Annotated in this window: 25 protein-coding genes, 3 tRNA genes and 1 rRNA gene; 22 read left to right on the top strand and 7 right to left on the bottom strand. The window is 61.9% G+C overall.

All coding sequences use genetic code 11. The annotated features are described in order from the left end of the window. The first annotated feature begins 20 nt into the window (after positions 1 to 20). The 4 genes from rrf to JET17_RS23240 all read left to right on the top strand — a co-directional run bounded on the left by rrf (position 21) and on the right by JET17_RS23240 (position 3,833). Positions 21 to 136 (top strand): 5S ribosomal RNA (gene rrf, locus JET17_RS23255). Positions 137 to 270: 134 nt separating this feature from the next. Then, the gene (locus tag JET17_RS23250) at positions 271 to 930 is read left to right on the top strand and encodes a paraquat-inducible protein A (protein WP_012316365.1); all 660 of its coding nucleotides are present in this window, start codon (positions 271 to 273) and stop codon (positions 928 to 930) included. Beyond that, the gene (locus JET17_RS23245) at positions 917 to 1,540 is read left to right on the top strand and encodes a paraquat-inducible protein A (RefSeq protein ID WP_012316364.1); all 624 of its coding nucleotides are present in this window, start codon (positions 917 to 919) and stop codon (positions 1,538 to 1,540) included. The genes JET17_RS23250 and JET17_RS23245 overlap by 14 nt, the downstream gene beginning before the upstream one ends. Beyond that, the gene (locus tag JET17_RS23240) at positions 1,533 to 3,833 is read left to right on the top strand and encodes a PqiB family protein (protein ID WP_012316363.1); all 2,301 of its coding nucleotides are present in this window, start codon (positions 1,533 to 1,535) and stop codon (positions 3,831 to 3,833) included. Before JET17_RS23245 ends, JET17_RS23240 begins: the two co-directional genes overlap by 8 nt. Positions 3,834 to 3,973: 140 nt before the next feature. Here JET17_RS23240 and rpsT read toward each other — a convergent pair whose 3' ends face one another. Then, positions 3,974 to 4,252 (bottom strand): 30S ribosomal protein S20, encoded by a 279-nt coding sequence (gene rpsT, locus JET17_RS23235; protein WP_003247625.1) that lies wholly within the window; start codon positions 4,250 to 4,252, stop codon positions 3,974 to 3,976. A gap of 250 nt (positions 4,253 to 4,502) precedes the next feature. Between rpsT and murJ the strand changes: the two genes are divergently transcribed. The 6 genes from murJ (at position 4,503) to ispH (ending at position 11,838) form a co-directional block, all read left to right on the top strand. After that, positions 4,503 to 6,041, top strand: coding sequence for a murein biosynthesis integral membrane protein MurJ (murJ, locus tag JET17_RS23230; RefSeq protein ID WP_012316362.1), 1,539 nt, complete (start codon positions 4,503 to 4,505; stop codon positions 6,039 to 6,041). A gap of 118 nt (positions 6,042 to 6,159) precedes the next feature. Beyond that, a complete protein-coding gene (gene ribF, locus JET17_RS23225; protein ID WP_012316361.1) occupies positions 6,160 to 7,110 on the top strand; it encodes a bifunctional riboflavin kinase/FAD synthetase in 951 nt (316 codons plus the stop codon). Further along, entirely contained in the window at positions 7,107 to 9,938 is a 2,832-nt protein-coding gene (ileS, locus tag JET17_RS23220; RefSeq protein ID WP_012316360.1) for an isoleucine--tRNA ligase, read from the top strand. The genes ribF and ileS overlap by 4 nt, the downstream gene beginning before the upstream one ends. Beyond that, positions 9,931 to 10,446, top strand: a complete 516-nt coding sequence (gene lspA / locus JET17_RS23215; protein ID WP_012316359.1) for a signal peptidase II — start codon at positions 9,931 to 9,933, stop codon at positions 10,444 to 10,446. Before ileS ends, lspA begins: the two co-directional genes overlap by 8 nt. Further along, positions 10,439 to 10,876 carry an FKBP-type peptidyl-prolyl cis-trans isomerase gene (gene fkpB / locus JET17_RS23210; protein ID WP_012316358.1) on the top strand — a complete coding sequence of 146 codons (438 nt, stop codon included), beginning with the start codon at positions 10,439 to 10,441 and terminating at the stop codon, positions 10,874 to 10,876. Before lspA ends, fkpB begins: the two co-directional genes overlap by 8 nt. Before the next feature lie 14 nt (positions 10,877 to 10,890). Next, the gene (ispH, locus tag JET17_RS23205; protein ID WP_012316357.1) at positions 10,891 to 11,838 is read left to right on the top strand and encodes a 4-hydroxy-3-methylbut-2-enyl diphosphate reductase; all 948 of its coding nucleotides are present in this window, start codon (positions 10,891 to 10,893) and stop codon (positions 11,836 to 11,838) included. Here the strand turns inward: ispH and JET17_RS23200 are convergent, their stop codons facing one another. Next, on the bottom strand, positions 11,839 to 12,330 hold the full coding sequence (locus tag JET17_RS23200; RefSeq protein WP_012316356.1) for a GspH/FimT family pseudopilin: 492 nt from the start codon (positions 12,328 to 12,330) through the stop codon (positions 11,839 to 11,841). A 109-nt stretch (positions 12,331 to 12,439) separates the two neighbouring features. On the opposite strand from JET17_RS23200, the gene JET17_RS23195 reads away from it, so the two are divergent. From JET17_RS23195 to thiO, 5 genes are read left to right on the top strand one after another with little or no spacing between them, the layout of a single operon-like run. Next, entirely contained in the window at positions 12,440 to 12,649 is a 210-nt protein-coding gene (locus JET17_RS23195; protein ID WP_042111768.1) for a prepilin-type N-terminal cleavage/methylation domain-containing protein, read from the top strand. After that, on the top strand, positions 12,646 to 13,293 hold the full coding sequence (locus tag JET17_RS23190) for a PilW family protein (RefSeq protein ID WP_012316354.1): 648 nt from the start codon (positions 12,646 to 12,648) through the stop codon (positions 13,291 to 13,293). Before JET17_RS23195 ends, JET17_RS23190 begins: the two co-directional genes overlap by 4 nt. Next, the gene (locus tag JET17_RS23185; RefSeq protein ID WP_012316353.1) at positions 13,290 to 13,763 is read left to right on the top strand and encodes a hypothetical protein; all 474 of its coding nucleotides are present in this window, start codon (positions 13,290 to 13,292) and stop codon (positions 13,761 to 13,763) included. Before JET17_RS23190 ends, JET17_RS23185 begins: the two co-directional genes overlap by 4 nt. A 1-nt stretch (position 13,764) precedes the next feature. Then, positions 13,765 to 14,154 carry a type IV pilin protein gene (locus JET17_RS23180; protein WP_012316352.1) on the top strand — a complete coding sequence of 130 codons (390 nt, stop codon included), beginning with the start codon at positions 13,765 to 13,767 and terminating at the stop codon, positions 14,152 to 14,154. A gap of 53 nt (positions 14,155 to 14,207) precedes the next feature. Then, complete coding sequence (thiO, locus tag JET17_RS23175; RefSeq protein ID WP_012316351.1) at positions 14,208 to 15,305, top strand: glycine oxidase ThiO; 1,098 nt, start codon at positions 14,208 to 14,210, stop codon at positions 15,303 to 15,305. 102 nt (positions 15,306 to 15,407) lie between these two features. Here the strand turns inward: thiO and JET17_RS23170 are convergent, their stop codons facing one another. Continuing rightward, positions 15,408 to 15,638 carry a PP0621 family protein gene (locus tag JET17_RS23170; RefSeq protein WP_012316350.1) on the bottom strand — a complete coding sequence of 77 codons (231 nt, stop codon included), beginning with the start codon at positions 15,636 to 15,638 and terminating at the stop codon, positions 15,408 to 15,410. 93 nt (positions 15,639 to 15,731) lie between these two features. Then, the gene (locus tag JET17_RS23165; RefSeq protein ID WP_012316349.1) at positions 15,732 to 16,751 is read right to left on the bottom strand and encodes an outer membrane protein assembly factor BamD; all 1,020 of its coding nucleotides are present in this window, start codon (positions 16,749 to 16,751) and stop codon (positions 15,732 to 15,734) included. 147 nt (positions 16,752 to 16,898) lie between these two features. Here JET17_RS23165 and rluD point away from each other — a divergent pair, with 147 nt between their 5' ends. From rluD to JET17_RS23135, 6 genes are all read left to right on the top strand, one after another. Continuing rightward, positions 16,899 to 17,861: a 23S rRNA pseudouridine(1911/1915/1917) synthase RluD gene (rluD, locus tag JET17_RS23160; RefSeq protein WP_039602973.1), complete on the top strand. Its 963-nt coding sequence runs from the start codon at positions 16,899 to 16,901 to the stop codon at positions 17,859 to 17,861. After that, positions 17,858 to 18,598, top strand: a complete 741-nt coding sequence (gene pgeF / locus JET17_RS23155) for a peptidoglycan editing factor PgeF (RefSeq protein WP_012316347.1) — start codon at positions 17,858 to 17,860, stop codon at positions 18,596 to 18,598. The genes rluD and pgeF overlap by 4 nt, the downstream gene beginning before the upstream one ends. Before the next feature lie 186 nt (positions 18,599 to 18,784). After that, positions 18,785 to 21,349 carry an ATP-dependent chaperone ClpB gene (gene clpB / locus JET17_RS23150; protein ID WP_012316346.1) on the top strand — a complete coding sequence of 855 codons (2,565 nt, stop codon included), beginning with the start codon at positions 18,785 to 18,787 and terminating at the stop codon, positions 21,347 to 21,349. 423 nt (positions 21,350 to 21,772) lie between these two features. Beyond that, positions 21,773 to 21,848, top strand: a tRNA-Asn gene (locus JET17_RS23145). A gap of 4 nt (positions 21,849 to 21,852) precedes the next feature. After that, positions 21,853 to 21,929: transfer RNA gene (locus JET17_RS23140), tRNA-Pro, on the top strand. Positions 21,930 to 21,935: 6 nt separating this feature from the next. Continuing rightward, positions 21,936 to 22,011: transfer RNA gene (locus JET17_RS23135), tRNA-Lys, on the top strand. A gap of 264 nt (positions 22,012 to 22,275) precedes the next feature. Here the strand turns inward: JET17_RS23135 and JET17_RS23130 are convergent. The 3 genes from JET17_RS23130 to JET17_RS23120 all read right to left on the bottom strand — a co-directional run bounded on the left by JET17_RS23130 (position 22,276) and on the right by JET17_RS23120 (position 24,591). Beyond that, on the bottom strand, positions 22,276 to 23,571 hold the full coding sequence (locus tag JET17_RS23130) for an NAD(P)/FAD-dependent oxidoreductase (protein ID WP_012316345.1): 1,296 nt from the start codon (positions 23,569 to 23,571) through the stop codon (positions 22,276 to 22,278). Between the two features lie 84 nt (positions 23,572 to 23,655). Continuing rightward, positions 23,656 to 23,829, bottom strand: a complete 174-nt coding sequence (locus JET17_RS23125) for a DUF3094 domain-containing protein (RefSeq protein ID WP_012316344.1) — start codon at positions 23,827 to 23,829, stop codon at positions 23,656 to 23,658. Positions 23,830 to 23,961: 132 nt separating this feature from the next. Beyond that, positions 23,962 to 24,591, bottom strand: coding sequence for a DUF1780 domain-containing protein (locus JET17_RS23120; protein WP_012316343.1), 630 nt, complete (start codon positions 24,589 to 24,591; stop codon positions 23,962 to 23,964). Between the two features lie 34 nt (positions 24,592 to 24,625). On the opposite strand from JET17_RS23120, the gene JET17_RS23115 reads away from it, so the two are divergent. After that, positions 24,626 to 25,366 carry an energy-coupling factor ABC transporter permease gene (locus JET17_RS23115; protein ID WP_012316342.1) on the top strand — a complete coding sequence of 247 codons (741 nt, stop codon included), beginning with the start codon at positions 24,626 to 24,628 and terminating at the stop codon, positions 25,364 to 25,366. Positions 25,367 to 25,386: the final 20 nt, after the last annotated feature.

Here is a 25,386-nt window from a genome sequence, read left to right as displayed (position 1 = left end):
ACATTCTGGCTACAGAATTTCTTGACGACCATAGAGCATTGGAACCACCTGATCCCATCCCGAACTCAGTAGTGAAACGATGCATCGCCGATGGTAGTGTGGGGTTTCCCCATGTGAGAGTAGGTCATCGTCAAGATTCATTTCGCAAAACCCCTATCTGCGCGAGCAGGTAGGGGTTTTGTCTTTCCAGCTCCGTTTCCCGAAAGTCGGCTCCCACATTTCGAGCTGTATCACTAGAATAGAGCCGACGTACCTATTCAGAACCTCGAGATGCCCAACCCAGTCGAAATCCAAGCGCTAGAGCAGTTGCCGCTGGACGAGCTGGTCGCGTGCCATGAATGCGACCTGCTGATGCGCAAGCCTCAATTGCAACACGATGAAAAGGCCCAGTGCCCCCGCTGTGGTTATGAGCTATACGCTCACCGGCACAATGTGGTCAATCGCAGCCTGGCACTGGTGCTGACCGCACTGCTGCTCTTCGTGCCTGCCAACTTTCTGCCGATCATGCAGCTGCACCTGCTTGGCCAGACTTCAGACGATACGGTGTGGAGTGGCGTGCTGGGCTTGTACAACTCTGAAATGCGCGGTGTCGCTGTCGTGGTGTTCCTGTGCAGCATGGCGGTTCCGTTTCTCAAGCTGATGTGCCAGCTCATGGTGCTATTGAGCATCCGCCTGAACGTTGGGCGTAGCTATGGGCTGCTGTTCTATCGCATTTATCACCATTTGCGTGACTGGGGCATGCTTGAGGTCTACTTCATGGGCGTACTGGTCGCAATCGTGAAACTGGTCGACCTTGCCGAGCTGACTGTAGGGCTAGGGTTGTTTTGCTTCATAAGCCTGTTGCTGATTCAGGTTTGGCTTGAAGTGGTGATGTCTCCACACCAGATCTGGAGTGCGCTGTCTGGGGAGGATCTGCATGCGGGCGATTGATGCGGGCATTGTGGTCTGCAATGAGTGTCATGAACTGAATCGACAGGATTCCGAGAGCAAGTCGCAGACCTGCACGCGCTGTGGCGCGGTGGTGCATGCGCGTCGGCCCAACAGTATCGTCCGCACCTGGGCGCTGCTCATCGCTGCCTCGATCCTCTACATACCTGCCAACGTGCTGCCGATCATGACGGTCAGTACATTGGGGCAGGGCAGTCCGGACACGATCATGTCCGGCGTCATTACCCTGCTCAAGCATGGCATGGTGCCCATTGCTGCAGTGGTGTTCATTGCCAGTATTCTGGTGCCCACCTTCAAGCTGGTGGGCATCGGTTTGTTGTTGTATTCGGTGCAGCGCCGCCAACCCTTGTCAGCGCGGCAACGCATTTTGATGTATCGGTTCATCGAGTTCATAGGACGCTGGTCCATGCTGGACATCTTCGTCATCGCCATCTTGGTGGCGGTGGTGAATTTCGGCCGTATCGCCAGTGTCGAAGCCAACCTGGGCGCTGTCGCCTTCGCTACTGTGGTGATTCTCACGATGCTCGCTGCTTTAACTTTCGATCCCCGACTGATTTGGGATAACACGGAGTCGGATGACGACCATGAGTGACATGCCAACGGCTAAAACCCGGCCCGCCTCCAACTGGTCGGCCATCTGGATTCTGCCGCTGATCGCTTTGATGATTGGAGGGTGGCTGGCCTGGCAGGCCTATCGTGATGCGGGGGTGGAAATCGAGGTTCGCTTCGAGAGCGGTGAGGGTATCGTCGCCAACAAAACCGAAGTCATCTACAAAGGCATGCCCGTGGGCAAGGTAAAAAGCCTGGTGCTCGATGCCGAGGGCGAAAACCAAGGTGTCATTGCTACCATCGAGATGAACAAAGACGCAGAGCCTCACCTGACCAAGGGCACACGATTCTGGCTGGTCAAGCCAAGTGTCACGCTGGCGGGTATCTCGGGTCTCGAGACATTGGTGTCAGGTAACTACATTGCCGTCAGCCCTGGCGAAGGTGAGCGAACCAAGCGCTTCAAGGCATTGAAGGTGGCGCCGCCGCTTTCGGACAGCGAACCGGGCTTGCACCTTACGCTCAAAGCCGATCGCTTGGGCTCGCTCAACCGCGATAGCCCTGTGTTCTACAAGCAGATCCAGGTTGGCCGGGTAAAGAGCTATCGCCTTTCCGAGGACCAGAGCACGGTTGAGGTCAAAGTGTTCATCGAGCCGGCTTATGCCAGCCTGGTGCGCAAACACACGCGCTTCTGGAATGCCAGCGGCATCAGCATCGATGCCGGGCTGTCCGGGGTAAAAGTGCGCAGCGAATCTCTCTCCAGCATCGTTGCCGGTGGCATAGCCTTTGCGACACCTGAATACCGCAAGGACAGCCCGCCCACCGACCCGAGCCTGCCATTTCGCTTGTACGAAGACTTCGATGCCGCCCAGGCAGGTATCCGTGTGAAGGTCAAGCTGAGCGACTATGAGGGCCTGCAGGCAGGGCGCACCCCGGTCATGTACAAAGGCATTCAAGTCGGTTCGCTCAAAGCCCTGAAGATGGAAAACAACCTCGGCAGCGCGATGGCTGAGCTGACCCTGGACCCCCTGACCGAAGACTATCTGGTCGATGGCACGCAGTTCTGGGTGGTCAAGCCTTCCATTTCCCTGGCGGGTATCACAGGCCTGGAAGCCTTGGTTAAGGGTAACTACATTGCCATCCGCCCGGGTGAGAAGGGGGCTACGCCGCAGCGCGAGTTCGAAGCAAGGGCCAAGGCACCGCCGCTGGACCTCAAGGCGCCTGGCCTGCACATGGTGCTATTCGCCGATACGCTGGGCTCGTTGGAGGTTGGTAGCCCGGTGATGTATCGCCAGGTCAAGGTTGGTAGCGTGCAGAGCTACCAGTTCGCCCGCAACAGCAATCGTATCCTGATCGGTGTGCACATCGAAAAGGAATACGAAAACCTGGTCAATGGCTCTTCCCGCTTCTGGAACGTTAGCGGCATTACCCTCACCGGTGGTCTGTCGGGCATCAAGATAAAGAGTGAGTCGCTGCAGACCCTGATGGCCGGTGGTATCGCCTTCGACACGCCAACGCCGAACGTAGCCCTCAAGCGCCATATTCCAAGGTTCCGACTGCATGACAGCCAGGAGGCGGTAAACCGTGCCGGCACCCTGATTACCATCCGTGTAGACCGTGCTGATGGCCTCAAGCCGGGAACGCCCATCCGTTTCCGTGGCCTGGATGTTGGCAGTATCGAGAGTGTCGACCTGACCAAAGACCTGCAGGCTGTGTTGCTGCGCGCACGTATCACCGAAGCGGCAGACCGAATCGCCCGTGCAGGGACGCAGTTCTGGGTGGTCAAACCGGCCCTTGGCCTGGTGCGTACCGAAAACCTCGATACCCTGATTGGCGGGCAGTACCTGGAGGTGCAGCCGGCGGTTAAGGACAAAGGCCCGCAGCGTGACTTCATAGCCTTGGCTGACGCGCCTGAGGTAACCGGGGTGGAAGTCGGCCTGCCATTGACCCTCAGCGCCCCGCGCAGGGGCTCGATCAAGCCGGGCGTGCCGGTGACCTACCGTGAGGTCGCGGTAGGTAAGGTAACGGGCTTCGAGTTGGGGCAGACGGCAGACCGCGTGCTGATTCACATCCTGATCGAGCCACGCTATGCCGCGCTGGTGCGCGGTGGCAGCCGGTTCTGGAACAGCAGCGGCTTCGGTTTCGACTGGGGCTTGTTCAAGGGCGCCACCGTGCGCACCGAGTCACTGGAGACCCTCATTGACGGTGGTATTGCATTCGCCACGCCTGATGGCGAGCAGATGGGTAACCCGGCGCGGCCGCAGCAGACCTTTGCCTTGTTCGATAAACCTGAGGACGCCTGGCTGCAGTGGGCACCGAAGATCCAGATCGCCAAGTAGTTGAGGGGGCCGCTATGCGGCCCTTTCGCTTCTGTGGGAGCCGGCGTGCCGGCGATGAGGTCGTAACTGGCAACACGAGCATCATCAAATCGCAGGCAATAAAAAACCGACCCTAGGGTCGGTTTTTCGACAAGCGTCGCTTAGGCAGCTGCAGCTTCTTTCAGCGCCTTGATGTGGCCATTCAGACGGCCTTTGTGGCGAGCAGCTTTGTTCTTGTGGATGATACCCTTGTCGGCCATACGGTCGATTACAGGTACAGCCAGAACGTAAGCGGCTTGCGCTTTTTCGGCGTCTTTTGCGTCGATGGCTTTGACTACATTCTTGATGTAGGTGCGGACCATGGAACGCAGGCTGGCGTTGTGGCTGCGACGCTTCTCAGCCTGTTTTGCACGTTTCTTGGCGGAAGGTGTGTTGGCCACCGTCGAGCTCCTCGAAAGACTTTAGGTAAATAGCAAACAAAATAGGCCGCGAATCATGCCGATCAGTTGACCGGATGTCAAGGCCACCTGCAGGGTTCCGCCGAGCGGTGTACCAACAGGAGGGAAATATTCCTTTCTGCTGCACGACCTGTAAACTCGGGAATTTTTGGCTCCCCTGCGAAGGCGCGGGAGTATCGCACATTCGGACGCTGTCTGGCAGCGTCCTCTGCCCTTGGCGTGAATCTTTTCGATGAACCTGCTCAAATCCCTGGCTGCAGTCAGCTCCATCACCATGATTTCCCGGGTGCTGGGGTTCGTGCGTGACACCATCCTGGCCCGTGTTTTCGGCGCCGGCATCGCTACCGACGCCTTTTTCATCGCCTTCAAGCTGCCCAACCTGCTGCGGCGGATTTTTGCCGAGGGGGCCTTTTCTCAGGCGTTCGTGCCGATCCTTGCCGAATACAAGACCCAGCAGGGCGAGGAGGCGACGCGCACTTTCATCGCCTATGTCAGCGGCCTGCTGACGCTGGTCCTGGCCCTGGTCACGGTGATTGGCGTGCTTGCGGCACCCTGGGTGGTCTGGGCCACGGCGCCCGGTTTTGCGGACGATGCCGAGAAATACCAGCTGACCACCGACCTGCTGCGGGTGACCTTTCCTTATATATTGCTGATCTCACTGTCATCCCTGGCCGGCGCGATCCTCAATACCTGGAACCGTTTCTCGGTCCCGGCCTTCACTCCGACCCTGCTCAACGTGGCGATGATCATCTTCGCCCTGCTGCTCACACCGTATTTCGACCCGCCCATCATGGCGCTGGCCTGGGGCGTGCTGGCCGGTGGCCTGGCGCAGTTGCTGTACCAGCTGCCGGCACTGAAGAAAATCGGCATGCTTGTGCTACCGCGCCTGAACCTGCGTGACACCGGCGTATGGCGCGTGCTCAAACAGATGCTGCCGGCCATTCTCGGCGTTTCGGTCAGTCAGATTTCGCTGATCATCAACACCATCTTCGCCTCCTTCCTGGTGGCCGGCTCGGTGTCCTGGATGTACTACGCCGACCGTCTGATGGAGTTGCCCTCGGGCGTGCTTGGCGTTGCCCTGGGGACCATCCTGCTGCCGACGCTGGCCAAGACCTACGCCAATAAGGACCGTGAGGAGTATTCGCGGATCCTCGACTGGGGCCTGCGCCTGTGTTTCCTGCTGGTGCTGCCCTGCACACTGGCCCTGGCGATACTCGCCGAGCCGCTGACCGTTGCATTGTTCCAGTACGGCAAGTTCAGCGCCTTCGATGCGGCGATGACGCAGCAGGCACTGATCGCCTATTCGGTAGGCCTGTTGGCGATCATTCTGGTCAAGGTACTGGCACCGGGCTTCTATGCGCAGCAGAATATTCGTACGCCCGTGCGGATCGCGATCTTCACCCTCATCTGCACTCAGCTCTTCAACCTGGCCCTTGTCGGCCCACTGCAGCACGCCGGCCTGGCCTTGGCGATCAGCCTGGGTGCCTGCCTGAATGCGGGCCTGCTGTTCTGGAAGCTGCGCAGCCAGCAACTGTTCCAGCCGCAGCCGGGCTGGACGCTGTTCCTGCTCAAGCTGGTGCTGGCAGTAGCGCTGATGGTGGCCGTACTGCTGGTGGGCATGCACTACCTGCCGGCGTGGGAGCAAGGCAACATGTTCGAGCGTTTCGTGCGCCTCGGGGCGTTGATCGCGGCCGGTATCGTGACCTATTTCGGTTGCCTTTACCTGTGCGGCTTCAGGCCCCGGCATTTCGCCCGCAATGCCCTGCACTGAGCTGGAAGGCGGGTCAGGCGTCGGTTTTTCGTTTTCCATGCCGCACCCGGGCGCTGCTGCCTGTCACCAGCGCCCGGGTGTGGTTATAATCGGCCACTTTATGAGCAAGAAGCGCGTTATGCAGCTGGTTCGAGGTCTTCACAACCTGCGCCCCGAGCACCGGGGCTGTGTCGCCACCATTGGCAACTTCGACGGGGTTCACCGCGGCCACCAGGCAATCCTGGCGCGTCTGCGCGAGCGCGGCCAGGCGCTTGGTCTGCCTACGTGCGTGGTGATCTTCGAGCCGCAGCCGCGCGAGTACTTCGCTCCGGACACCGCGCCGGCCCGCCTGGCGCGCCTGCGCGACAAGGTCGAGCTGCTGGCGGGCGAAGGAATCGATAGGGTCTTGTGCCTGGCATTCAACCAGCGCCTGAGCAACCTCAGCGCCGATGAATTCGTCGAGGCGATCCTGGTCGACGGCCTGGGCGTGCGCCACCTTGAAGTGGGCGACGACTTCCGCTTTGGCTGCGACCGCGCTGGCGATTTCACCTTCCTGATCGAAGCCGGCAAGCAGTACGGTTTCACCGTCGAGGCCGCCAACACGGTGATCCAGGACGGCTTGCGGGTCAGCAGCACCGAGGTACGCCAGGCGTTGTCCGAAGGCAACTTCGAGCTCGCCGAGCATTTGCTGGGCCGCCCCTACAGCATTACCGGGCGCGTATTGCACGGGCAGAAGCTGGCCCGCCAGCTCGGCACGCCCACCGCCAACATCCAGCTCAAGCGCCGTCGCGTACCGTTGTCCGGGGTCTACCTGGCCAGCATCGAAATCGACGGCAAGGCCTGGCCGGGTGTCGGCAACATCGGGGTACGCCCCACCGTGGCCGGTGACGGCCGCCCGCACCTCGAGATTCATCTACTGGATTATGCCGGCGATCTGTATGGCCGGCGCCTGACGGTGGAATTCCACCACAAGCTGCGTGAAGAGCAGCGATTCGCCTCCCTGGAGGCGCTGAAGTCGGCGATCGATGCGGATATCGCCGCCGCACGTGCACATTGGCACGCTCAACCGCTAACGAAGAGCCTGAAATGACCGACTACAAAGCCACGCTAAACCTTCCGGACACCGCCTTCCCCATGAAGGCCGGCCTGCCTCAGCGCGAACCGCAGATCCTGCAGCGCTGGGACAGCATTGGCCTGTACCAGAAGCTGCGCGAAATTGGCAAGGATCGTCCGAAGTTCGTCCTGCACGACGGCCCGCCCTATGCCAACGGCAAGATTCACATCGGTCATGCGCTGAACAAGATTCTCAAGGACATGATCGTCCGCTCCAAGACCCTGTCCGGCTTCGACGCGCCTTACGTACCGGGTTGGGACTGCCACGGCCTGCCGATCGAGCACAAGGTCGAAGTCACCCATGGCAAGCACCTGACGGCCGACCGCACCCGTGAGCTGTGCCGCGAGTACGCTGCCGAGCAGATCGAAGGGCAGAAGACCGAGTTCATCCGCCTGGGTGTGCTGGGTGACTGGGACAACCCGTACAAGACCATGAATTTCGCCAACGAGGCCGGTGAAATCCGTGCCCTGGCCGAAATGGTCAAGCAGGGCTTCGTGTTCAAGGGCCTCAAACCTGTGAACTGGTGCTTCGATTGCGGCTCCGCACTCGCAGAAGCCGAGGTCGAGTACGCCGACAAGAAGTCGCAGACCATCGATGTGGCCTTCCCGGTCGCCGACGCCGACAAACTGGCTGCCGCGTTCGGCCTGCCGGCGCTGGCCAAGCCCGCTGCCATCGTGATCTGGACCACCACCCCGTGGACCATCCCCGCCAACCAGGCGCTGAACATCCACCCGGAGTTCAAGTACGCTCTGGTCGATACCGGCGAGCGTCTGCTGGTGCTGGCCGAAGAACTGGTCGAGTCGTGCCTCAAGCGCTACAACCTGGAAGGCTCGGTCATCGCCACCGCCCAGGGCTCGGCCCTGGAGCTGGTCAATTTCCGTCACCCCTTCTACGACCGCCTGTCGCCTGTCTACCTGGCCGACTACGTCGAGCTGGGCGCAGGTACCGGTGTGGTCCACTCCGCGCCAGCCTACGGTGAAGACGACTTTGTCACCTGCAAGCGCTACGGCATGGTCAACGACGATATCCTCACGCCGGTGCAGAGCAACGGTGTGTACGTCGAGTCGCTGGAGTTCTTTGGCGGCCAGTTCATCTGGAAGGCCAACCCGGCCATCGTCGAAAAGCTGAGCGAAGTCGGTGCGCTGATGCACACCGAGACCATCAGCCACAGCTACATGCACTGCTGGCGCCACAAGACCCCGCTGATCTACCGCGCTACCGCGCAGTGGTTCGTCGGCATGGACAAGCAGCCAAGCACTGGCGAGCCGCTGCGTGAGCGCGCGCTCAAAGCCATCGAAGACACCCAGTTCGTCCCGGCCTGGGGCCAGGCGCGCCTGCACTCGATGATAGCCAACCGCCCGGACTGGTGCATCTCGCGTCAGCGCAACTGGGGTGTGCCGATCCCGTTCTTCCTGCACAAGCAGACCGGCGAACTGCACCCGCGCACCGTCGAGCTGATGGAAGCCGTGGCCAAGCGCGTCGAACAGGAAGGCATCGAGGCCTGGTTCAAGCTGGACGCCGCCGAACTGCTCGGTGATGAAGCCGGCCAGTACGACAAGATCACCGACACCCTGGACGTGTGGTTCGACTCCGGCACCACCCACTGGCACGTACTGCGCGGCTCGCACGACATCGGCCACGCCACCGGCCCGCGTGCGGACCTGTACCTGGAAGGCTCCGACCAGCACCGTGGCTGGTTCCATTCCTCGTTGCTGACCGGTTGCGCCATCGACAACCACGCGCCGTACCGCGAACTTCTGACCCACGGCTTCACCGTGGACGAAAGCGGCCGCAAGATGTCCAAATCGCTGGGCAACACCATCGAGCCGGAAAAGGTCAACAACACCCTGGGTGCCGACATCCTGCGCCTGTGGGTATCGGCCACCGACTATTCGGGTGAGATGGCCGTTTCCGAGCAGATCCTGCAGCGCAGCGCCGACGCTTACCGTCGTATCCGCAACACCGCCCGCTTCCTGCTCTCCAACCTGTCCGGCTTCGACCCGGCCCGCGATCTGCTGGCCCCAGAGGACATGCTGGCCCTGGACCGCTGGGCAGTGGACCGTACCCTGTTGCTGCAACGCGAGCTGGAAGAGCACTACAGCGAGTACCGTTTCTGGAATGTCTACTCGAAGATCCACAACTTCTGCGTGCAGGAGCTGGGCGGCTTCTACCTCGACATCATCAAGGACCGCCAGTACACCACCGGCGCCAACAGTGTTGCACGCCGCTCCTGCCAGACCGCGCTGTACCACATCAGCGAAGCGCTGGTGCGTTGGATCGCGCCGATCCTGGCCTTCACCGCCGATGAAATCTGGCAGTACCTGCCGGGCGAGCGCAACGAGTCGGTCATGCTCAACGGCTGGTACCAGGGCCTGAGCGAGCTGCCGGAAGGCACCGAGCTGGATCGCGCTTACTGGGACCGCGTGATGGCGGTCAAGGCTGCAGTCAACAAGGAGCTGGAAAACCAGCGTACCGCCAAGGTCATCGGCGGCAACCTGCAGGCCGAAGTCACCCTGTTCGCCGAAGAAGGCCTTAGCGCCGACCTGAGCAAGCTGGGCGATGAACTGCGCTTCGTACTCATCACCTCCGCTGCCAGCGTGGTGCCGTTCGCCCAGGCGCCGGCCGATGCCGTGGCCACCGAAGTCGAAGGCCTCAAGCTGAAAGTGGTCAAGTCTGGCCACGCCAAGTGCGGCCGCTGCTGGCACTTCCGCGCCGACGTCGGTAGCCATCCGGAGCACCCGGAAATCTGCAGCCGTTGCGTCGACAACCTGAGCGGTTCCGGTGAGGTGCGCCACTATGCCTAACCCTGCAGCGGGGCGCTTCGGGCGCCTTGCATGGCTCTGGCTCAGCCTGCTGGTCCTGGTCGTTGACCAGGCCACCAAGCTGTATTTCAACAACGCCCTGAGCATGTATCAGCAGATCGTGGTCATCCCTGACTACTTCAGCTGGACCCTGGCCTACAACACCGGCGCGGCTTTCAGCTTCCTTGCCGACAGCTCCGGCTGGCAGCGCTGGTTGTTCGCCCTGATCGCCGTGGTGGTCAGCGCCGTGCTGGTGGTCTGGCTCAAGCGCCTGGGGCGCAACGAGACCTGGCTGGCCGTGGCGCTGGCGCTGGTGCTCGGTGGAGCGCTGGGCAACCTGTACGATCGAATCGTGCTGGGCCATGTGGTGGATTTCATCCTGGTGCACTGGAAGAACGTTCATCACTTCCCGGCCTTCAATGTGGCCGACAGCGCCATCACCGTTGGTGCGGTGATGCTGGCGCTGGATATGTTCAAGAGCAAGAAGTCCGAGGATCCGGTCCATGACTGACACCCGTATCGGCCAGAACACCGAAGTTACCCTGCACTTCGCGCTGCACCTGGAAAACGGCGATACCGTCGACAGCACGTTCGACAAGGCTCCAGCCACCTTCAAGGTAGGCGATGGCAACCTGCTGCCGGGCTTCGAGGCCGCGCTGTTCGGCTTCAAGGCCGGTGACAAGCGCACGGTCGTGGTTGCCCCGGAGAATGCTTTCGGCCAGCCTAACCCGCAGAACGTACAGGTCATGCCACGGTCCCAGTTCGAGGGCATGGAATTGTCCGAAGGGCTGCTGATCATTTTCAACGATGCCGCCAACACCGAATTGCCCGGTGTGGTCAAAGCATTCGATGACAACCAGGTGACCATAGACTTCAATCACCCACTGGCAGGCAAGACCCTTACCTTCGAGGTGGAGATCCTCGAGGTGAAGGCCCTGTAAGCCTGGAGCCGAGCATGCAAATCAAACTCGCCAACCCTCGCGGTTTCTGCGCAGGGGTCGACCGGGCGATCGAGATCGTCAACCGTGCGCTGGAAGTCTTCGGCCCGCCGATCTATGTGCGCCATGAAGTGGTGCACAACAAGTTCGTGGTAGAAGACCTGCGCAGCCGTGGCGCCATCTTCGTCGAAGAACTGGACCAGGTACCGGACGACGTCATCGTCATTTTCAGCGCCCATGGTGTTTCCCAGGCCGTGCGCCAGGAAGCCGCCGGTCGCGGCCTGAAAGTGTTCGACGCCACCTGCCCGCTGGTGACCAAGGTGCATATCGAGGTCGCCAAGTACAGCCGTGACGGCCGTGAGTGCATCCTGATCGGCCACGAAGGGCACCCGGAGGTCGAAGGCACGATGGGGCAATACGACGCCAGCAACGGCGGTGCCATCTACCTGGTCGAAGACGAGGAGGATGTTGCCCGGCTGCAGGTACGCGACCCGGACAACCTGGCGTTCGTCACCCAGACCACGCTGTCGATGGACGACACCAGCCGTGTCATCGATGCCCTGCGTACGCGCTTCCCGAACATCGGCGGCCCGCGCAAGGACGACATCTGCTACGCCACCCAGAACCGCCAGGACGCCGTCAAGCAACTGGCCGGTGAGTGTGATGTGGTACTGGTGGTGGGCAGCCCCAACAGTTCCAACTCCAACCGCTTGCGTGAGCTGGCCGAGCGCATGGGTACCCCGGCCTACCTGATCGATGGCGCCGAGGACATGCAACGCGGCTGGTTCGACCAGGCTGCGCGGATTGGTATCACTGCTGGCGCTTCGGCCCCCGAGGTACTGGTGCGTGGCGTGATCGACCAGCTCAAGGCCTGGGGTGCCACGGGCGCCGAAGAGCTCGATGGGCGCCCGGAGAACATCACGTTCTCCATGCCCAAAGAGCTTCGGGTTCGTTCACTGATCTGATCAGCGGCCTGCGCACAGGGACTTTTTCAGTTCATCAGTGCGCAGGCTGACTCTACCGCTGGTCGCCAGCACAACACGATGCCGGCTTGTTGCAGACGAGCGCTCACAGACCTCCAGCCGCCCCCCTGAAAAGCTGTTGTTTTTCCCCAATGGCACACCCAGTGCGCTGAATTTTACCTGGCTCCCGGTATTGGCCTTCACCCGCAGGGGCCGAGCCAGCCGGTACTCGCGAAGCAACTGCTGGTTATGCTCCAACAGCACGCGCCACCCCTTGCCCCAATCATTATCCAAAGACTGCACCACTACCGCCTGACCTTGCAGGGCCGCGTGGCTGCGTGCGCTACGCAGCGCCTGGGCCAAGTCGCGGGCTGCTGCTGCCCTGTGCAGGTCATCGCTCAATTTCGCGTAGGCCGGCATGCCAAGCTGCGTCAGCAGCGCCGCCATAGCCAGCCCGAACATCATTTGTATCAGTGTTACGCCCTGTTGCTTCACCGTGCATTCCTCCCTGGAAGTGCTTGGCTGTAGCTTCACGGTCGTTGGGCAAGAGGTCCAGTCGGCCAGGTGCAAGGCAATTGCGGGAAATATCGCAGGAGGTGCAGGGATGCACACGAAACAACGGGGCATGACGCTTCTGGAGGTACTGTTGGCCTTAGCGGTGGTGGCACTGGGCATGTTCGCTGCCGCAGCGTTGCAGCTGCAGGCATTGCAGGCCACTGACAGTGCGCGTCGCGATATGCAGAATGCGCTGGGCGCCCATACGCTGCTTGAACGGGGCAGGGCCGCTGGCAAGCTGAAGGTGCCGCGGCCATGAAGCGTGAGCAGGGTGGTTTCGGCCTGGTCGAAGCGATGCTTGCGCTTGCCATCGGCCTGATGCTGCTGACTGCAGCCAGTCAGCTTTTCATCTCGGCCCACCAGAGCTCGCGCCTTCAATCTGCTGCGTTGCGCATGCAGGCGGACGCCCGGCTGGCATTGTTGCGCATGGCCCAGGATATCCGTATGGCCGGCATGTTCGGTTGCCTGCGCCTGGAGCCTGACGACTTCAGGGACCAGTCTGCGCGAGATGCGTTTGCGCGGCCTTTGCAGGTTGGCCCGGCAAGCCTGAGCCTGATAGTGGCAGAGCCGCCTGGGTACCCCGGAGCTCCGGACTGGACCTTGCTCACCGATTGTATTAGCGAGGCCCAGGTGCACGCGGCGCGTGCTCAAAGCCCGAGCTTGCCCTTGGCATTTCCCATCAGCCGTCACCACTACCAACTCCACGGCAGCACACTGAGGTTCATGCGGCGCAACAGCTCTCAGCCCTTGGTCGACCACGTGCGTGAAATGCGCGTTGAACGTGTCGACACCGCCGAAGGGCAGCGGGTGGATGTGCAACTGACCTTGTTCGACCCTGATTTGGACATCGAACAGCGTTACGACATGAGTGTGGCGATCCGCAACCCGGTTGCCAGGCCATGAAGCGCCAGCGTGGCATGGTACTGCTGCTGGCGCTGGTCCTCAGCCTTTTGCTTGGCCTGCTGGCGGCTTCGGCGTTGCGCGATGCTCTGGTGGAAACGCGCATGGCCGGCTACCTGCGCGAGGGTTTGCAGGCATTCGATCAGGCCGAAGCCACGCTGCTGGTCGCAGAGGCCGAACTGCAGCGCGCGCCGCCTGGGTTGTGCCAAGCGTGCCTGCCACCCCCGCGCGCGCATGAGTTGCTGGGGCAATGGCAAGCCAGCGAAAGCGGTTACTTCCAGCTGCAGAACCTTGGGCAAACGACCCGGGCCGCGCATAGGCCGAGGGATGAGCCCGTCATGCTTTACCGGGTGACCGCTGTCAGCCGGCAACTCGCGGCCAGGCAAGTGCTGGAGGCGGTGTATGCCATGCCAGCGGCTCAAACACAGGCGCCGCAGCGGATTTTTTGGCGGCAGAGACTCAGGGAAGACTGACATGCAGCAAGGCCTGAGCCTGATCGAGTTGTTGATTGTCGTGGCTGTCACCGGCATTCTGGCAGCCATTGCCTACCCCAGTTACAGCGACCAGCTCAGGCGAGCCGCACGCAGCGAAGTGGTTGGCCTGCTGCATGACGCTGCCCTGCGCCTGGAACACCATCGTGTACGCACCGGCCAGTACGCCGAGGGCGAACCGGTATTGCCCGCTGGCAACCGCCATTACAGCCTGCATGCCGAACGCGGTAGCGATACCTTCACGCTGCGTGCACGGCGGCTGCCGCATGGTTTGATGGCGGACGATCGCTGCGGTGATTTCCAGCTCGACCAGGCCGGTGTACAGAGCAACCCGGAGGGCACCGGGGCCATTGAGCGCTGCTGGGGGAGCTGAAGGTTGAATGATGCCCGTGCATCGCGGTTTTACTTCAGGTGTTGGATCGACAGATGAACAAGCAAGTAGTGGTGGTCGGCGGCGGGGTGATCGGCCTGCTGACGGCGTTCAACCTGGCGACGAAGGTCGGCCAGGTAGTGGTATGTGATCAGGCCGAGGTCGGGCGTGAGTCGTCCTGGGCGGGCGGCGGTATCGTCTCGCCGCTTTACCCTTGGCGCTACAGCCAGGCAGTCACCGCCCTGGCGCACTGGTCGCAGGACTTTTATCCACAGCTGGGTGAGCACCTGTTCTCCAGCACCGGTATTGATCCGCAAGTCCACACCACCGGCTTGTACTGGCTCGACCTGGACGACGAAGCCGAGGCGCTGGCCTGGGCTGAGCGCGAGCAGCGGCCGCTCAGCCCTGTGGATATCTCGGCGGCCTATGATGCGGTCCCCGTACTGGGCCCAGGCTTCAAGCGCGCCATCTACATGGCAGGCGTGGCCAATGTGCGCAACCCGCGGCTGGTCAAGGCACTGAAGGCTGCGCTGCTGGCAATGCCCAACGTGACCTTGCGCGAGCACTGCCAGATCACCGGCTTTGTTCAGGACGGTGAGCGCGTGACTGGCGTGCAGACCGCAGACGGCGTGCTGCAGGCTGATGATGTCGTGCTCAGCGCTGGTGCCTGGAGCGGCGACCTGCTGCGCACGCTGGGCATTGAGCTGCCGGTGGAACCGGTTAAAGGCCAGATGATCCTGTTCAAGTGCGCCGAAGATTTCTTGCCGAGCATGGTGCTGGCCAAGGGGCGTTATGCAATCCCGCGCCGTGACGGGCACATTTTGGTGGGCAGCACGCTGGAGCATGCGGGGTACGACAAGACCCCGACCCAGGATGCACTGGCGAGCCTCAAGGCTTCAGCGGCAGAGTTGTTGCCGGAGCTTGCGGATGCCACGGTGGTGGCGCACTGGGCCGGGCTGCGGCCAGGTTCGCCTGAAGGCATTCCGTACATCGGCCAAGTGCCGGGGCATGACGGGTTGTGGTTGAATTGCGGGCATTACCGCAATGGGTTGGTGCTGGCGCCGGCTTCGTGTCAGTTGTTTACTGATTTGCTGACGGGGGTGGAGCCGATCATTGACCCGGCGCCTTATGCCCCTGCCGGGCGTCTGGGCTGAGATCGCTGGGGCCGCTTAGCGGCCCAATCGCCGGCAAGCCGGCTCCCACAGGGTACAGCGTGCGAGCCGGCTTGCCGGCGATGATGCCCGTGAGGTATTGGCTCAGTCTTGCTGGCCAGGCCCTTGCTGAAGGTGCGCCTGGCTGCAATACCACTGACTGCCTTGCTGCAGCGCCCGATCATTGGGCAGGTGCACGCCGCAGTGGGCGCAGCGCACCATCTTCAGCGGGTCGTCGAGTTTCGGCTCGGACGGCGACTGCTGGCTGATCTTGAATTTGCGCCACAGCCAGAACGCGGCGGCGATCAGGGCGATCCAGAAAAGTAGGCGAACCATGGTGTCCAGCTTGTCTATTGATTGAGGCGACAGTCTAGGACGAGGCCAATAAAAAAGGGAGACCTCAGTCTCCCTTTCTCGCACCCCGTTGAATCAGTCGAACAGACCAAAGGTCATGTAGCTGAACCAGGAGCGGTCTTTCTCGGCTTCTTTCGGACCTTCCGGCAGGATCGGGTCGCCGTTTTCATCTTTGGGCAGCAAGTCCTGCGGCATCTCGGCGCGGGCATCCTGGAACTGGCGGACCACGTCCTGGTTGGCGCGGGTTTCACCCGGTGGCAGTGGCGCGTCGGTTTCGATCAGGCCCAGGGTGGCCTTGGACAGCCAGCCGCGGCCGTCAGACTCGGTCTGCTTGGGCTGGAACTCGCCATCGACCAGGCTCGGGTGGTCAGGGTAGTTGAGCTTGAGGGTTTCCAGGCTGGTGGCGGCCAGATCGTCCAGGTGCATCTTTTGGTACGCCTCGACCATCACGGCCAGACCGTCGCCGACCGATGGGGTTTCCTGGAAGTTTTCCACCACGTAGCGGCCACGGTTGGCGGCGGCCACGTAAGCCTGGCGGCTCAGGTAGTAGTCGGCCACGTGGATTTCATAAGACGCCAGCAGGTTGCGCAGGTAGATCATGCGCTGCTTGGCGTCCGGGGCGTAGCGGCTGTTGGGGAAGCGGCTGGTCAGCTGGGCGAATTCGTTGTACGAGTCGCGGGCGGCACCCGGGTCACGCTTGGTCATGTCCAGCGGCAGGAAGCGCGCCACCAGGCCGCGGTCCTGGTCAAACGAGGTCAGGCCCTTGAGGTAGTAGGCGTAGTCGACGTTCGGGTGCTGCGGGTGCAGGCGGATGAAGCGCTCGGCAGCCGACTTGGCAGCCTCGGGCTCGGAATTCTTGTAGTTGGCGTAGATCAGCTCGAGCTGCGCCTGGTCGGCGTAACGGCCGAACGGGTAGCGCGACTCCAGGGCCTTGAGCTTGTTCACGGCGCTGTTGTAGCTGGAGTTGTCCAGATCAGCCTGGGCCTGCTGATACAGCTCGGCCTCGCTGAGGTTCTCGTCAATGACCTCTTTATTAGAGGAACAGGCCGCGGTAAGCCCGAGGATGGCGATCAGCAGCAGGTGTTTCACTTGCATAGCGGCTTGCGTCCCTTTGACGGCCGCTGTCTTGGGCGGTGCCGTCCTGTTATGATGAGCGCCCCGGCCAACCCCGGGACAAAAGAAGCCGTATTTAACCACAAGCTCGCAGCCGAAACCAAAGGCTGTGCGCCCGCCGAATCGAGCATGTCCGAGATCATTCAACTTAGCGCAGAGGTACCGTCCGAACTGGGCGGTCAACGCCTCGACCAGGTCGCCGCCCAATTGTTCGCCGAGTACTCGCGTTCGCGGCTTACTTCGTGGATCAAAGAGGGCCGCCTGACGGTCGATGGTGCCGTCGTGCGCCCTCGAGACACCGTCCATGGTGGCTCCATGCTTGCACTTGAGGCCGAGCAAGAGGCCCAGGGCGAGTGGATCGCCGAAGACATCGAGCTGGACATCGTCTACGAAGACGACCAGATCATGGTGATCAACAAGCCGGCCGGGCTGGTCGTGCACCCGGCTGCCGGGCACGCCAGTGGCACATTGCTCAACGCCTTGCTGCACCATGTGCCGGATATCGTCAACGTACCGCGCGCTGGCATTGTCCATCGCCTGGACAAAGACACCACCGGCCTGATGGTCGTGGCCAAGACCCTGCAGGCGCAGACCAAGCTGGTCGAGCAGCTGCAGAGCCGTACGGTCAGCCGGATCTACGAGTGCATCGTGATCGGCGTGGTGACTGCCGGCGGCAAGATCAACGCCCCGATCGGCCGTCACGGTGGCGCACGCCAGCGCATGGCAGTGACCGAAGGCGGCAAGCCGGCGGTCAGCCACTACCGTGTGCTCAAGCGCTTCCGTTCGCACACCCACGTGCGGGTCAAGCTGGAAACCGGCCGTACTCACCAGATCCGTGTGCACATGGCCCATGTCGGTTTCCCGCTGGTCGGCGACCAGACCTACGGCGGCCGCTTCCGCATCCCGCCGGCAGCCAGCCCGACCATGGTCGAGGCGGTCAAGACCTTCCCGCGCCAGGCCCTGCACGCACGCTTCCTGGCGCTGGACCACCCCACTACCGGTGAGCGCATGGAGTGGGCGTCGGAACTGCCGGATGACTTCGTCTGGTTGCTGTCGCTGCTGAACCAGGACCGCGAGGCGTTTATCGGATGAGTGGCTTGACGCAGGCGCTGCTGTTCCCCGACTGGCCGGCCCCGGCCTCGGTTCGCGCCTGTGTCACCACCCGCCAGGGTGGCATTAGCCTGCCGCCCTATGAATCCTTCAACCTCGGTGACCACGTGGGCGACGACCCGCTTGCGGTCGCCGAGAACCGCCGCCGCCTGAGCGACGAATTTGCCATTCAGCCCGCCTGGCTCAAGCAGGTGCATGGCCTGATCGTGGCGGATGCCGACCCATCGGTGGTCGCCGAAGCCGACGCCAGCTGGACCGACCAGCCAGGCATTGCCTGTACCGTAATGACTGCCGACTGCCTGCCCGTGCTGTTCTGCGACCGCGCGGGCACCCGTGTGGCTGCCGCACATGCGGGCTGGCGCGGGCTGGCCGGTGGCGTGCTGGAAACCACGCTGGAGCGCCTGGCATTGCCGCCTGAAGAGGTGCTGGTGTGGTTGGGGCCTGCCATCGGCCCGCAGGCATTCGAAGTGGGCCTGGAAGTGCGGGATGCCTTCACCGCTGTGCACCCGGAGGCTGCCAAGGCCTTTGTCGAGGGCGAGCGGCCGGGCAAGCTGATGGCCGACATCTATGCGCTGGCGCGCATTCGCCTGGCGGCGCGCGGTGTGACAGCTGTTTATGGCGGTGGCTTTTGCACCGTCAGCGATGAGCGGTTTTTCTCCTATCGCCGCACCCCACAGGGTGGGCGGTTTGCTTCTTTGGTCTGGCTGGATCCTCGCTGACAGTCCCGGCCTCATCGCCGGCAAGCCGGCGATTGGGGCACCGCTAATCCATAAAGCTGACTTTAGTCAACCCCGCTACGCTTGAAACCTCCAGAATCACCCTTATCTATAAGGTCATCTCAGGCAGGTTTCTTCATCAAAGGCGCTGTCCATCGCTCCGACCTGCCCTTACAGGAAGGTATCCCCATGCGAATAGACCGTTTGACCAGCAAGCTTCAATTAGCGATATCCGATGCCCAGTCCCTGGCCGTTGGCATGGACCACCCTGCCATCGAACCCCTGCACCTGTTGCAGGCGTTGATCGAGCAGCAAGGTGGTTCGATCAAGCCACTGCTCATGCAGGTCGGCTTCGACATCAACAACCTGCGCCAGACACTGGTAAAAGAACTCGACCAGCTGCCGAAAATCCAGAACCCCACCGGCGATGTGAACATGTCGCAGGACTTGGCGCGCCTGCTCAACCAGGCCGACCGCCTGGCCCAGCAGAAGGGCGACCAGTTCATTTCCAGCGAGCTGGTGCTGCTCGCCGCCATGGATGAGAACAGCAAGCTCGGCAAGCTGCTGCTCAGCCAGGGCGTGAGCAAGAAGGCCCTGGAAAACGCCATCAACAACCTGCGCGGCGGCGCGGCGGTGAATGACGCCAATGCCGAAGAGTCGCGCCAGGCGCTGGACAAGTACACCGTAGACCTGACCAAGCGTGCCGAAGAGGGCAAGCTGGACCCGGTCATCGGCCGTGACGACGAGATACGCCGCACCGTGCAGGTGCTGCAGCGCCGTACCAAGAACAACCCCGTGCTGATCGGCGAACCCGGCGTGGGCAAGACTGCCATCGCCGAAGGCCTGGCCCAGCGCATCATCAACGGTGAAGTGCCGGACGGCCTCAAGGGCAAGCGCCTGCTGGCGCTGGACATGGGCGCGCTGATCGCCGGTGCCAAGTACCGCGGTGAGTTCGAAGAGCGCCTCAAGTCGTTGCTCAACGAGCTGTCCAAGCAGGAAGGCCAGATCATCCTGTTCATCGACGAGCTGCATACCATGGTCGGTGCCGGTAAAGGCGAAGGCGCCATGGACGCCGGCAACATGCTCAAGCCGGCGCTGGCTCGTGGCGAACTGCATTGCGTCGGTGCCACCACGCTCAACGAATACCGCCAGTTCATCGAGAAGGACGCCGCCCTGGAGCGACGCTTCCAGAAGGTACTGGTGGAGGAGCCGAGCGAGGAAGACACCATCGCCATCCTGCGTGGCCTCAAAGAGCGCTATGAAGTGCACCACAAGGTGGCCATCACCGACGGCGCGATCATTGCTGCGGCCAAGCTCAGCCACCGCTACATCACCGACCGCCAGCTGCCGGACAAGGCCATCGACCTGATCGACGAAGCGGCCAGCCGTATCCGCATGGAGATCGACTCCAAACCGGAAGTGCTCGACCGCCTCGACCGTCGCCTGATCCAGCTGAAGGTGGAATCCCAGGCGCTGAAGAAAGAAGAAGACGAAGCAGCCAAGAAGCGCCTGGAGAAGCTGACCGAGGAAATCGAGCGCCTGGAGCGTGAGTATTCCGACCTCGAAGAAATCTGGGCGTCCGAGAAGGCAGAAGTGCAGGGCTCGGCGCAGATCCAGCAAAAGATCGAGCAAGCCCGCCAGGAGCTGGAAGCGGCCCGTCGCAAAGGCGACCTGAACCGCATGGCCGAACTGCAGTACGGGGTTATCCCGGACCTAGAGCGCAGCCTGCAGATGGTCGACCAGCATGGCAAGACCGAAAACCAGCTGCTGCGCAACAAGGTGACCGAGGAAGAGATTGCCGAAGTAGTGTCCAAGTGGACCGGCATCCCGGTGGCCAAGATGCTGGAAGGCGAGCGCGAAAAACTGCTGAAAATGGAAGACCTGCTGCACCAGCGCGTAATCGGCCAGCACGAGGCGGTGACCGCCGTAGCCAACGCGGTACGCCGCTCGCGTGCAGGCCTTTCCGACCCGAACCGGCCAAGTGGTTCGTTCATGTTCCTAGGCCCGACCGGTGTGGGCAAGACCGAGCTGTGCAAGGCCCTGGCCGAATTCCTGTTCGACACCGAAGAGGCCATGGTGCGGATCGACATGTCCGAGTTCATGGAGAAACACTCCGTGGCTCGCTTGATCGGCGCCCCACCAGGCTATGTAGGTTATGAAGAGGGCGGTTACCTGACCGAAGCGGTACGGCGCAAGCCATACTCGGTGGTGCTGCTGGATGAAGTGGAGAAAGCCCACCCGGATGTGTTCAACGTGCTGCTGCAGGTGCTCGAGGATGGCCGCCTGACCGACAGCCATGGCCGTACGGTGGACTTCCGCAACACGGTGATCGTGATGACCTCCAACCTGGGCTCGGCGCAGATCCAGGAGCTGGCCGGTGATCGCGAAGCGCAGCGTGCGGCAGTGATGGATGCGGTGGGTGCGCACTTCCGTCCGGAGTTCGTCAACCGGATCGACGAAGTGGTGGTGTTCGAGCCCTTGGGCCGCGAGCAGATCGCCGGCATCACCGAGATCCAGCTTGGTCGCCTGCGCAGCCGCCTGAGCGAGCGCGAGCTGGCCTTGAGCCTGAGCCCGGAGGCGTTGGACAAGCTGATCGCGGTGGGTTACGACCCGGTCTATGGCGCCCGTCCGCTGAAGCGTGCGATCCAGCGCTGGATCGAGAACCCGCTGGCGCAAATGATCCTGGCCGGCAAATTCATGCCGGGTTCGGCGATCACTGCCAAGGTGCAAGGCGAAGAAATCGTGTTCGCCTGATCCCTTCGCTGCAAAAACTAGCCCCGCACCTGCGGGGCTTTTTTATTGGCCGCAGCGTTTCGGCAGCCAACGTGGAACCCTGTGGGGGGCGGCTTGCCGGCGGACAGCCCCGGCCAAACCCAGCAAAATCGGGGGCTCGCCAGTTTTTTCCATAACTTGCTGAAATTTTTGAAAAAAACGCTTGCACAGAAATTAGAGTGCCCCTAATATACGCCGCGTTGTCAGGCACTAAGCGAATCACCAGCAACATCGGTGACCGCAAAACAACTTAGAAATCAGTAAGTTGAATGAAAAAAAGTGGTTGACAAGCAAAACGAAGAATGTAGAATAGCCGGCCTCAGCAGCGACAACGCGAAAGCGGATAGCCAAAGAGATCGAAGCTAACACAGACTTCGAAGCTGTGAAGATGTACCGAAGTTCAGTTCCGCGATAGCTCAGTCGGTAGAGCAAATGACTGTTAATCATTGGGTCCCTGGTTCGAGTCCAGGTCGCGGAGCCAATCTCGGGGTGTAGCGCAGTCCGGTAGCGCGCCTGCTTTGGGAGCAGGATGTCAGGAGTTCGAATCCCCTCACCCCGACCATTTTCAGGGTCGTTAGCTCAGTTGGTAGAGCAGTTGGCTTTTAACCAATTGGTCGTAGGTTCGAATCCTACACGACCCACCATGTAAAAAGGGCATCTCGACTGAGATGCCCTTTTTCTTTTGTCTCGATTTTATCTCGCGCAAAAAAAATGCACCGAGCGGTGCAAATCTTCTTTATTCATTCGTCATCGCACAGGCCATGCCTGGTATGTGGGCATTTGGCCCAATCGCCGGCAAGCCACAGGTGTTTCACAAGCCTTGAGAGCTGTGCATCCCCTGTGGGAGCCGGCTTGCCGGCGATGAGGCCAGTGCAGACAAGCTGCACCCCAAGCCTCTAGCGCGCAGGTCAGTGCAGCTTCAGTCGCGGCTCAGTGCCCCGCCCAATCTTGCTACCCAGCATCATCATCGCCGTGCGGAAGAACCCGTACAGCGCCATCTGGTGCATGCGATAAAGCGACACATAAAACATCCGCGCCAGCCAGCCTTCCAGCTTCACGCTACCCATCAGGTTGCCCATCAGGTTACCCACCGCCGAGAAGCGCGACAGCGACACCAGCGAACCGTAATCCTTGTAGGCATAGGTCGGCAGCGGCTTGTTCTCCAGGCGCGCTTTCAGGCTCTTGGCCAGCATCTCGGCCTGCTGGTGCGCTGCCTGGGCGCGTGGCGGCACGTTGCGGTCGCTGCCCGGTTGCGGGCAGGCTGCACAGTCACCGAAGGCGAAGATGTCATCGTCGCGGGTGGTTTGCAGGGTAGGGCGCACCACCAGCTGGTTGATACGGTTGGTTTCCAGGCCGTCGATATCCTTGAGGAAGCCCGGCGCACGAATACCGGCCGCCCACACCTTGAGGCTGGCCTGGATCACTTCGCCGTTGGCGGTCTTCAGGCCATCGGCGGTCACTTCGCTGACGGCAGCGTTGGTCATCACCGTCACGCCGAGCTTTTCCAGGGTCTTGTGCACCGGGACGCTGATGCGCTCTGGCAGCGCAGGCAGCACGCGCGGGCCTGCCTCGATCACGGTGATGTGCATGTCCTTTGGCTGGATACGGTCCAGGCCATAAGCCGCCAGTTCGTGCGCTGCGTGGTGCAGTTCGGCCGCCAGCTCCACACCGGTGGCACCGGCGCCGACAATCGCCACGCTGATTTTCTCGCTAGCCTGGTCACCCGCATGGGCACGCAGGTAGTGGTTGAGCAGTTGCTGGTGGAAACGCTCGGCCTGCTTGCGGGTATCTAGGAACAGGCAGTGCTGCGCGGCGCCAAGGGTACCGAAGTCGTTGGTGTTGCTGCCCACGGCAATGACCAGGGTGTCATAGCGCAAGGTTCGCGCAGGCACCAGCTCGCGGCCCTCTTCATCAAGGGTGGCGGCCAGCTGGATCTGTTTGCCTTCACGGTCCAGGCCGCTCATGCGCCCCAGCTGGAAGTTGAAGTGGTTCCACTTGGCCTGGGCCACGTAGTTCAGTTCGTCTTCCGAGGAGTTGAGCGAGCCGGCGGCCACTTCGTGCAGCAGCGGCTTCCAGATGTGCGTGAGGTTGGCGTCGACCAGGGTGATCTCGGCCTGCTTGCGCTTGCCGAGGGTTTTACCCAGGCGGGTCGCCAGTTCCAGGCCGCCGGCGCCGCCGCCGACAATCACGATGCGATGAGTCATGGGGATATCTCATAAGGTTTACGGAATTCGTGGCCCCACGGGCCGGCCGCAAACTGCATGAGGGGAGGGCGAGCGCGAGGCAGCTCATAGCACCAGTCCACTCAACAGGCGGCTGATGAGGCCCAGCCCGATGGTCACGGCAACCACCAGCACAAGGAGCAGCCACGGCCGGAATGGCTTGCGCTCGACTTGGTGCTGAGGGGCTCGCAGATACTCATCGACACGACGCTGATCTTCCGGATTCAGTCGGCTGGTCATGGTGGGCCTCGTCAGGTAGACGTATGTGACTGCCTGAACGCTACAGCGTTCCGGCAAGTACTTGAGACAAATGATAAAGCTTTCTATCCCTGGCGCCGAGTGTACGCCATCGCAAAGACTCTCGGCACTGGATCAAAGACTGATGCCCACGTCGAACACGATGCTGCGCCCCAGGTTGCCGCGCAGAAAGTCCGGGGCATCGGGGTGGGCGAACAGCACCCGGGCAAAGGTCGGCCCCACCAGCGACAGCGAGCGCCAACCCTGGCGCAGGTACTCGGTGGGCGGCGGGAAGTGGGTGTTGAGGTCGAGCACTTCACGCTTGAGGCTGGCGAAGGCGATGATGTCCAGCTCGCTCAGGTCCAGGCCGCGTTCACGATAGTTGTGCGCCTTTTTGCGCAAGGTGGGCGCCAGCCGCGCCAGCAGCTCGGTGGCGGCGATACGCCTGGGCCGCGCCTCGCGCCGCACCAGCTGGGCCAGTGAAAAGGCGCTGCGCCTTCGCTGCAGCTCTTCGCGCCACTCATCATTGAGCCGGCGGCCTTCGTCGAGCACAAAAAACACCTCGAACGACGCATCGCGGAACAGCACGTCGGGCGGCTCCTGGCCGGCCGGGGTGAAATCTTCACTGCGATAGGGGATGTTCAGCCCCTGCAGCAGGCGCTGGCATACCCAACGCTCCCGCTCCCATTTGCGAGCATTGGAGAGGAATGCATTGGCTTGTTCGGCCTGGATGGTGAGCAGGCGCAGGTAGTCTGAGTCATCCATGCTCACAGCTTAGACGCTAAACCATGACGATAAGATGCTGTTTTTGAATGGGTGTAGACTCAGGTATGTCCACAGTCTCGACAGGGGCATTCGTCAAGTGATCAGCGCGCAAGTCTTGTCCAGCACCAGCCTCACGCTCGGTTGGGTAGGGTTCGTCCCTTTGCTGCTGTGGGCGGCCAACCGCACCCGCTGGCTGGAACTGTTCGCCGACAGCCGCCGGCAGCACCTGCTGTTCGGTACGGTGTTCTGCCTGTTTGCACTCTGGCTGGTCAGGCGCGACTTCGACACCGGTGTGTCGTACCACTTCATCGGCATGACCGCCGTGACGTTGTTGCTGGACTGGCCGCTGGCGGTGCTTGGCGGGTTTCTGGCCCAGCTCGGCTTGTTGGCGCTGGGGCGCCAGGACCTGGCAGCGCTTGGTATCAACGGCCTGCTGCTGATCGGCCTGCCGGTGCTGATCACCGAGGTGTGCGCCATCCTGGTCGAGCGGGCGCAGCCGCGTAACCTCTTCGTTTACATCTTCTGCTCGGGGTTCTTTCCCGCAGCACTGACCGTGCTGGTGTGCCTGCTGGCCGGGTTGGGGCTGCTGTGGCTGGACCGGCGTTTCGCCATGCCGGAGTGGCTCAGCGACTTTGTCGGCTACCTGTGGCTGATGATGTTCCCGGAGGCGTTCATCAACGGCATGGTGGTCAGTGCGCTGGTGGTGTTCTGCCCGGAGTGGCTGGAGACATTTAACCGCACGCGGTACCTGCAGGCGCCGTGGAAGGACGAGTAGCAGCGGCCTTGTGTCGCGAA

The organism is Pseudomonas putida, assembly GCF_016406145.1.
In the GTDB taxonomy this organism is placed as follows: Bacteria; Pseudomonadota; Gammaproteobacteria; order Pseudomonadales; family Pseudomonadaceae; genus Aquipseudomonas; species Aquipseudomonas putida_E.
Note: the sequence above shows the minus strand (reverse complement) of the source record. Positions and strands in the feature narration are given on the sequence as shown.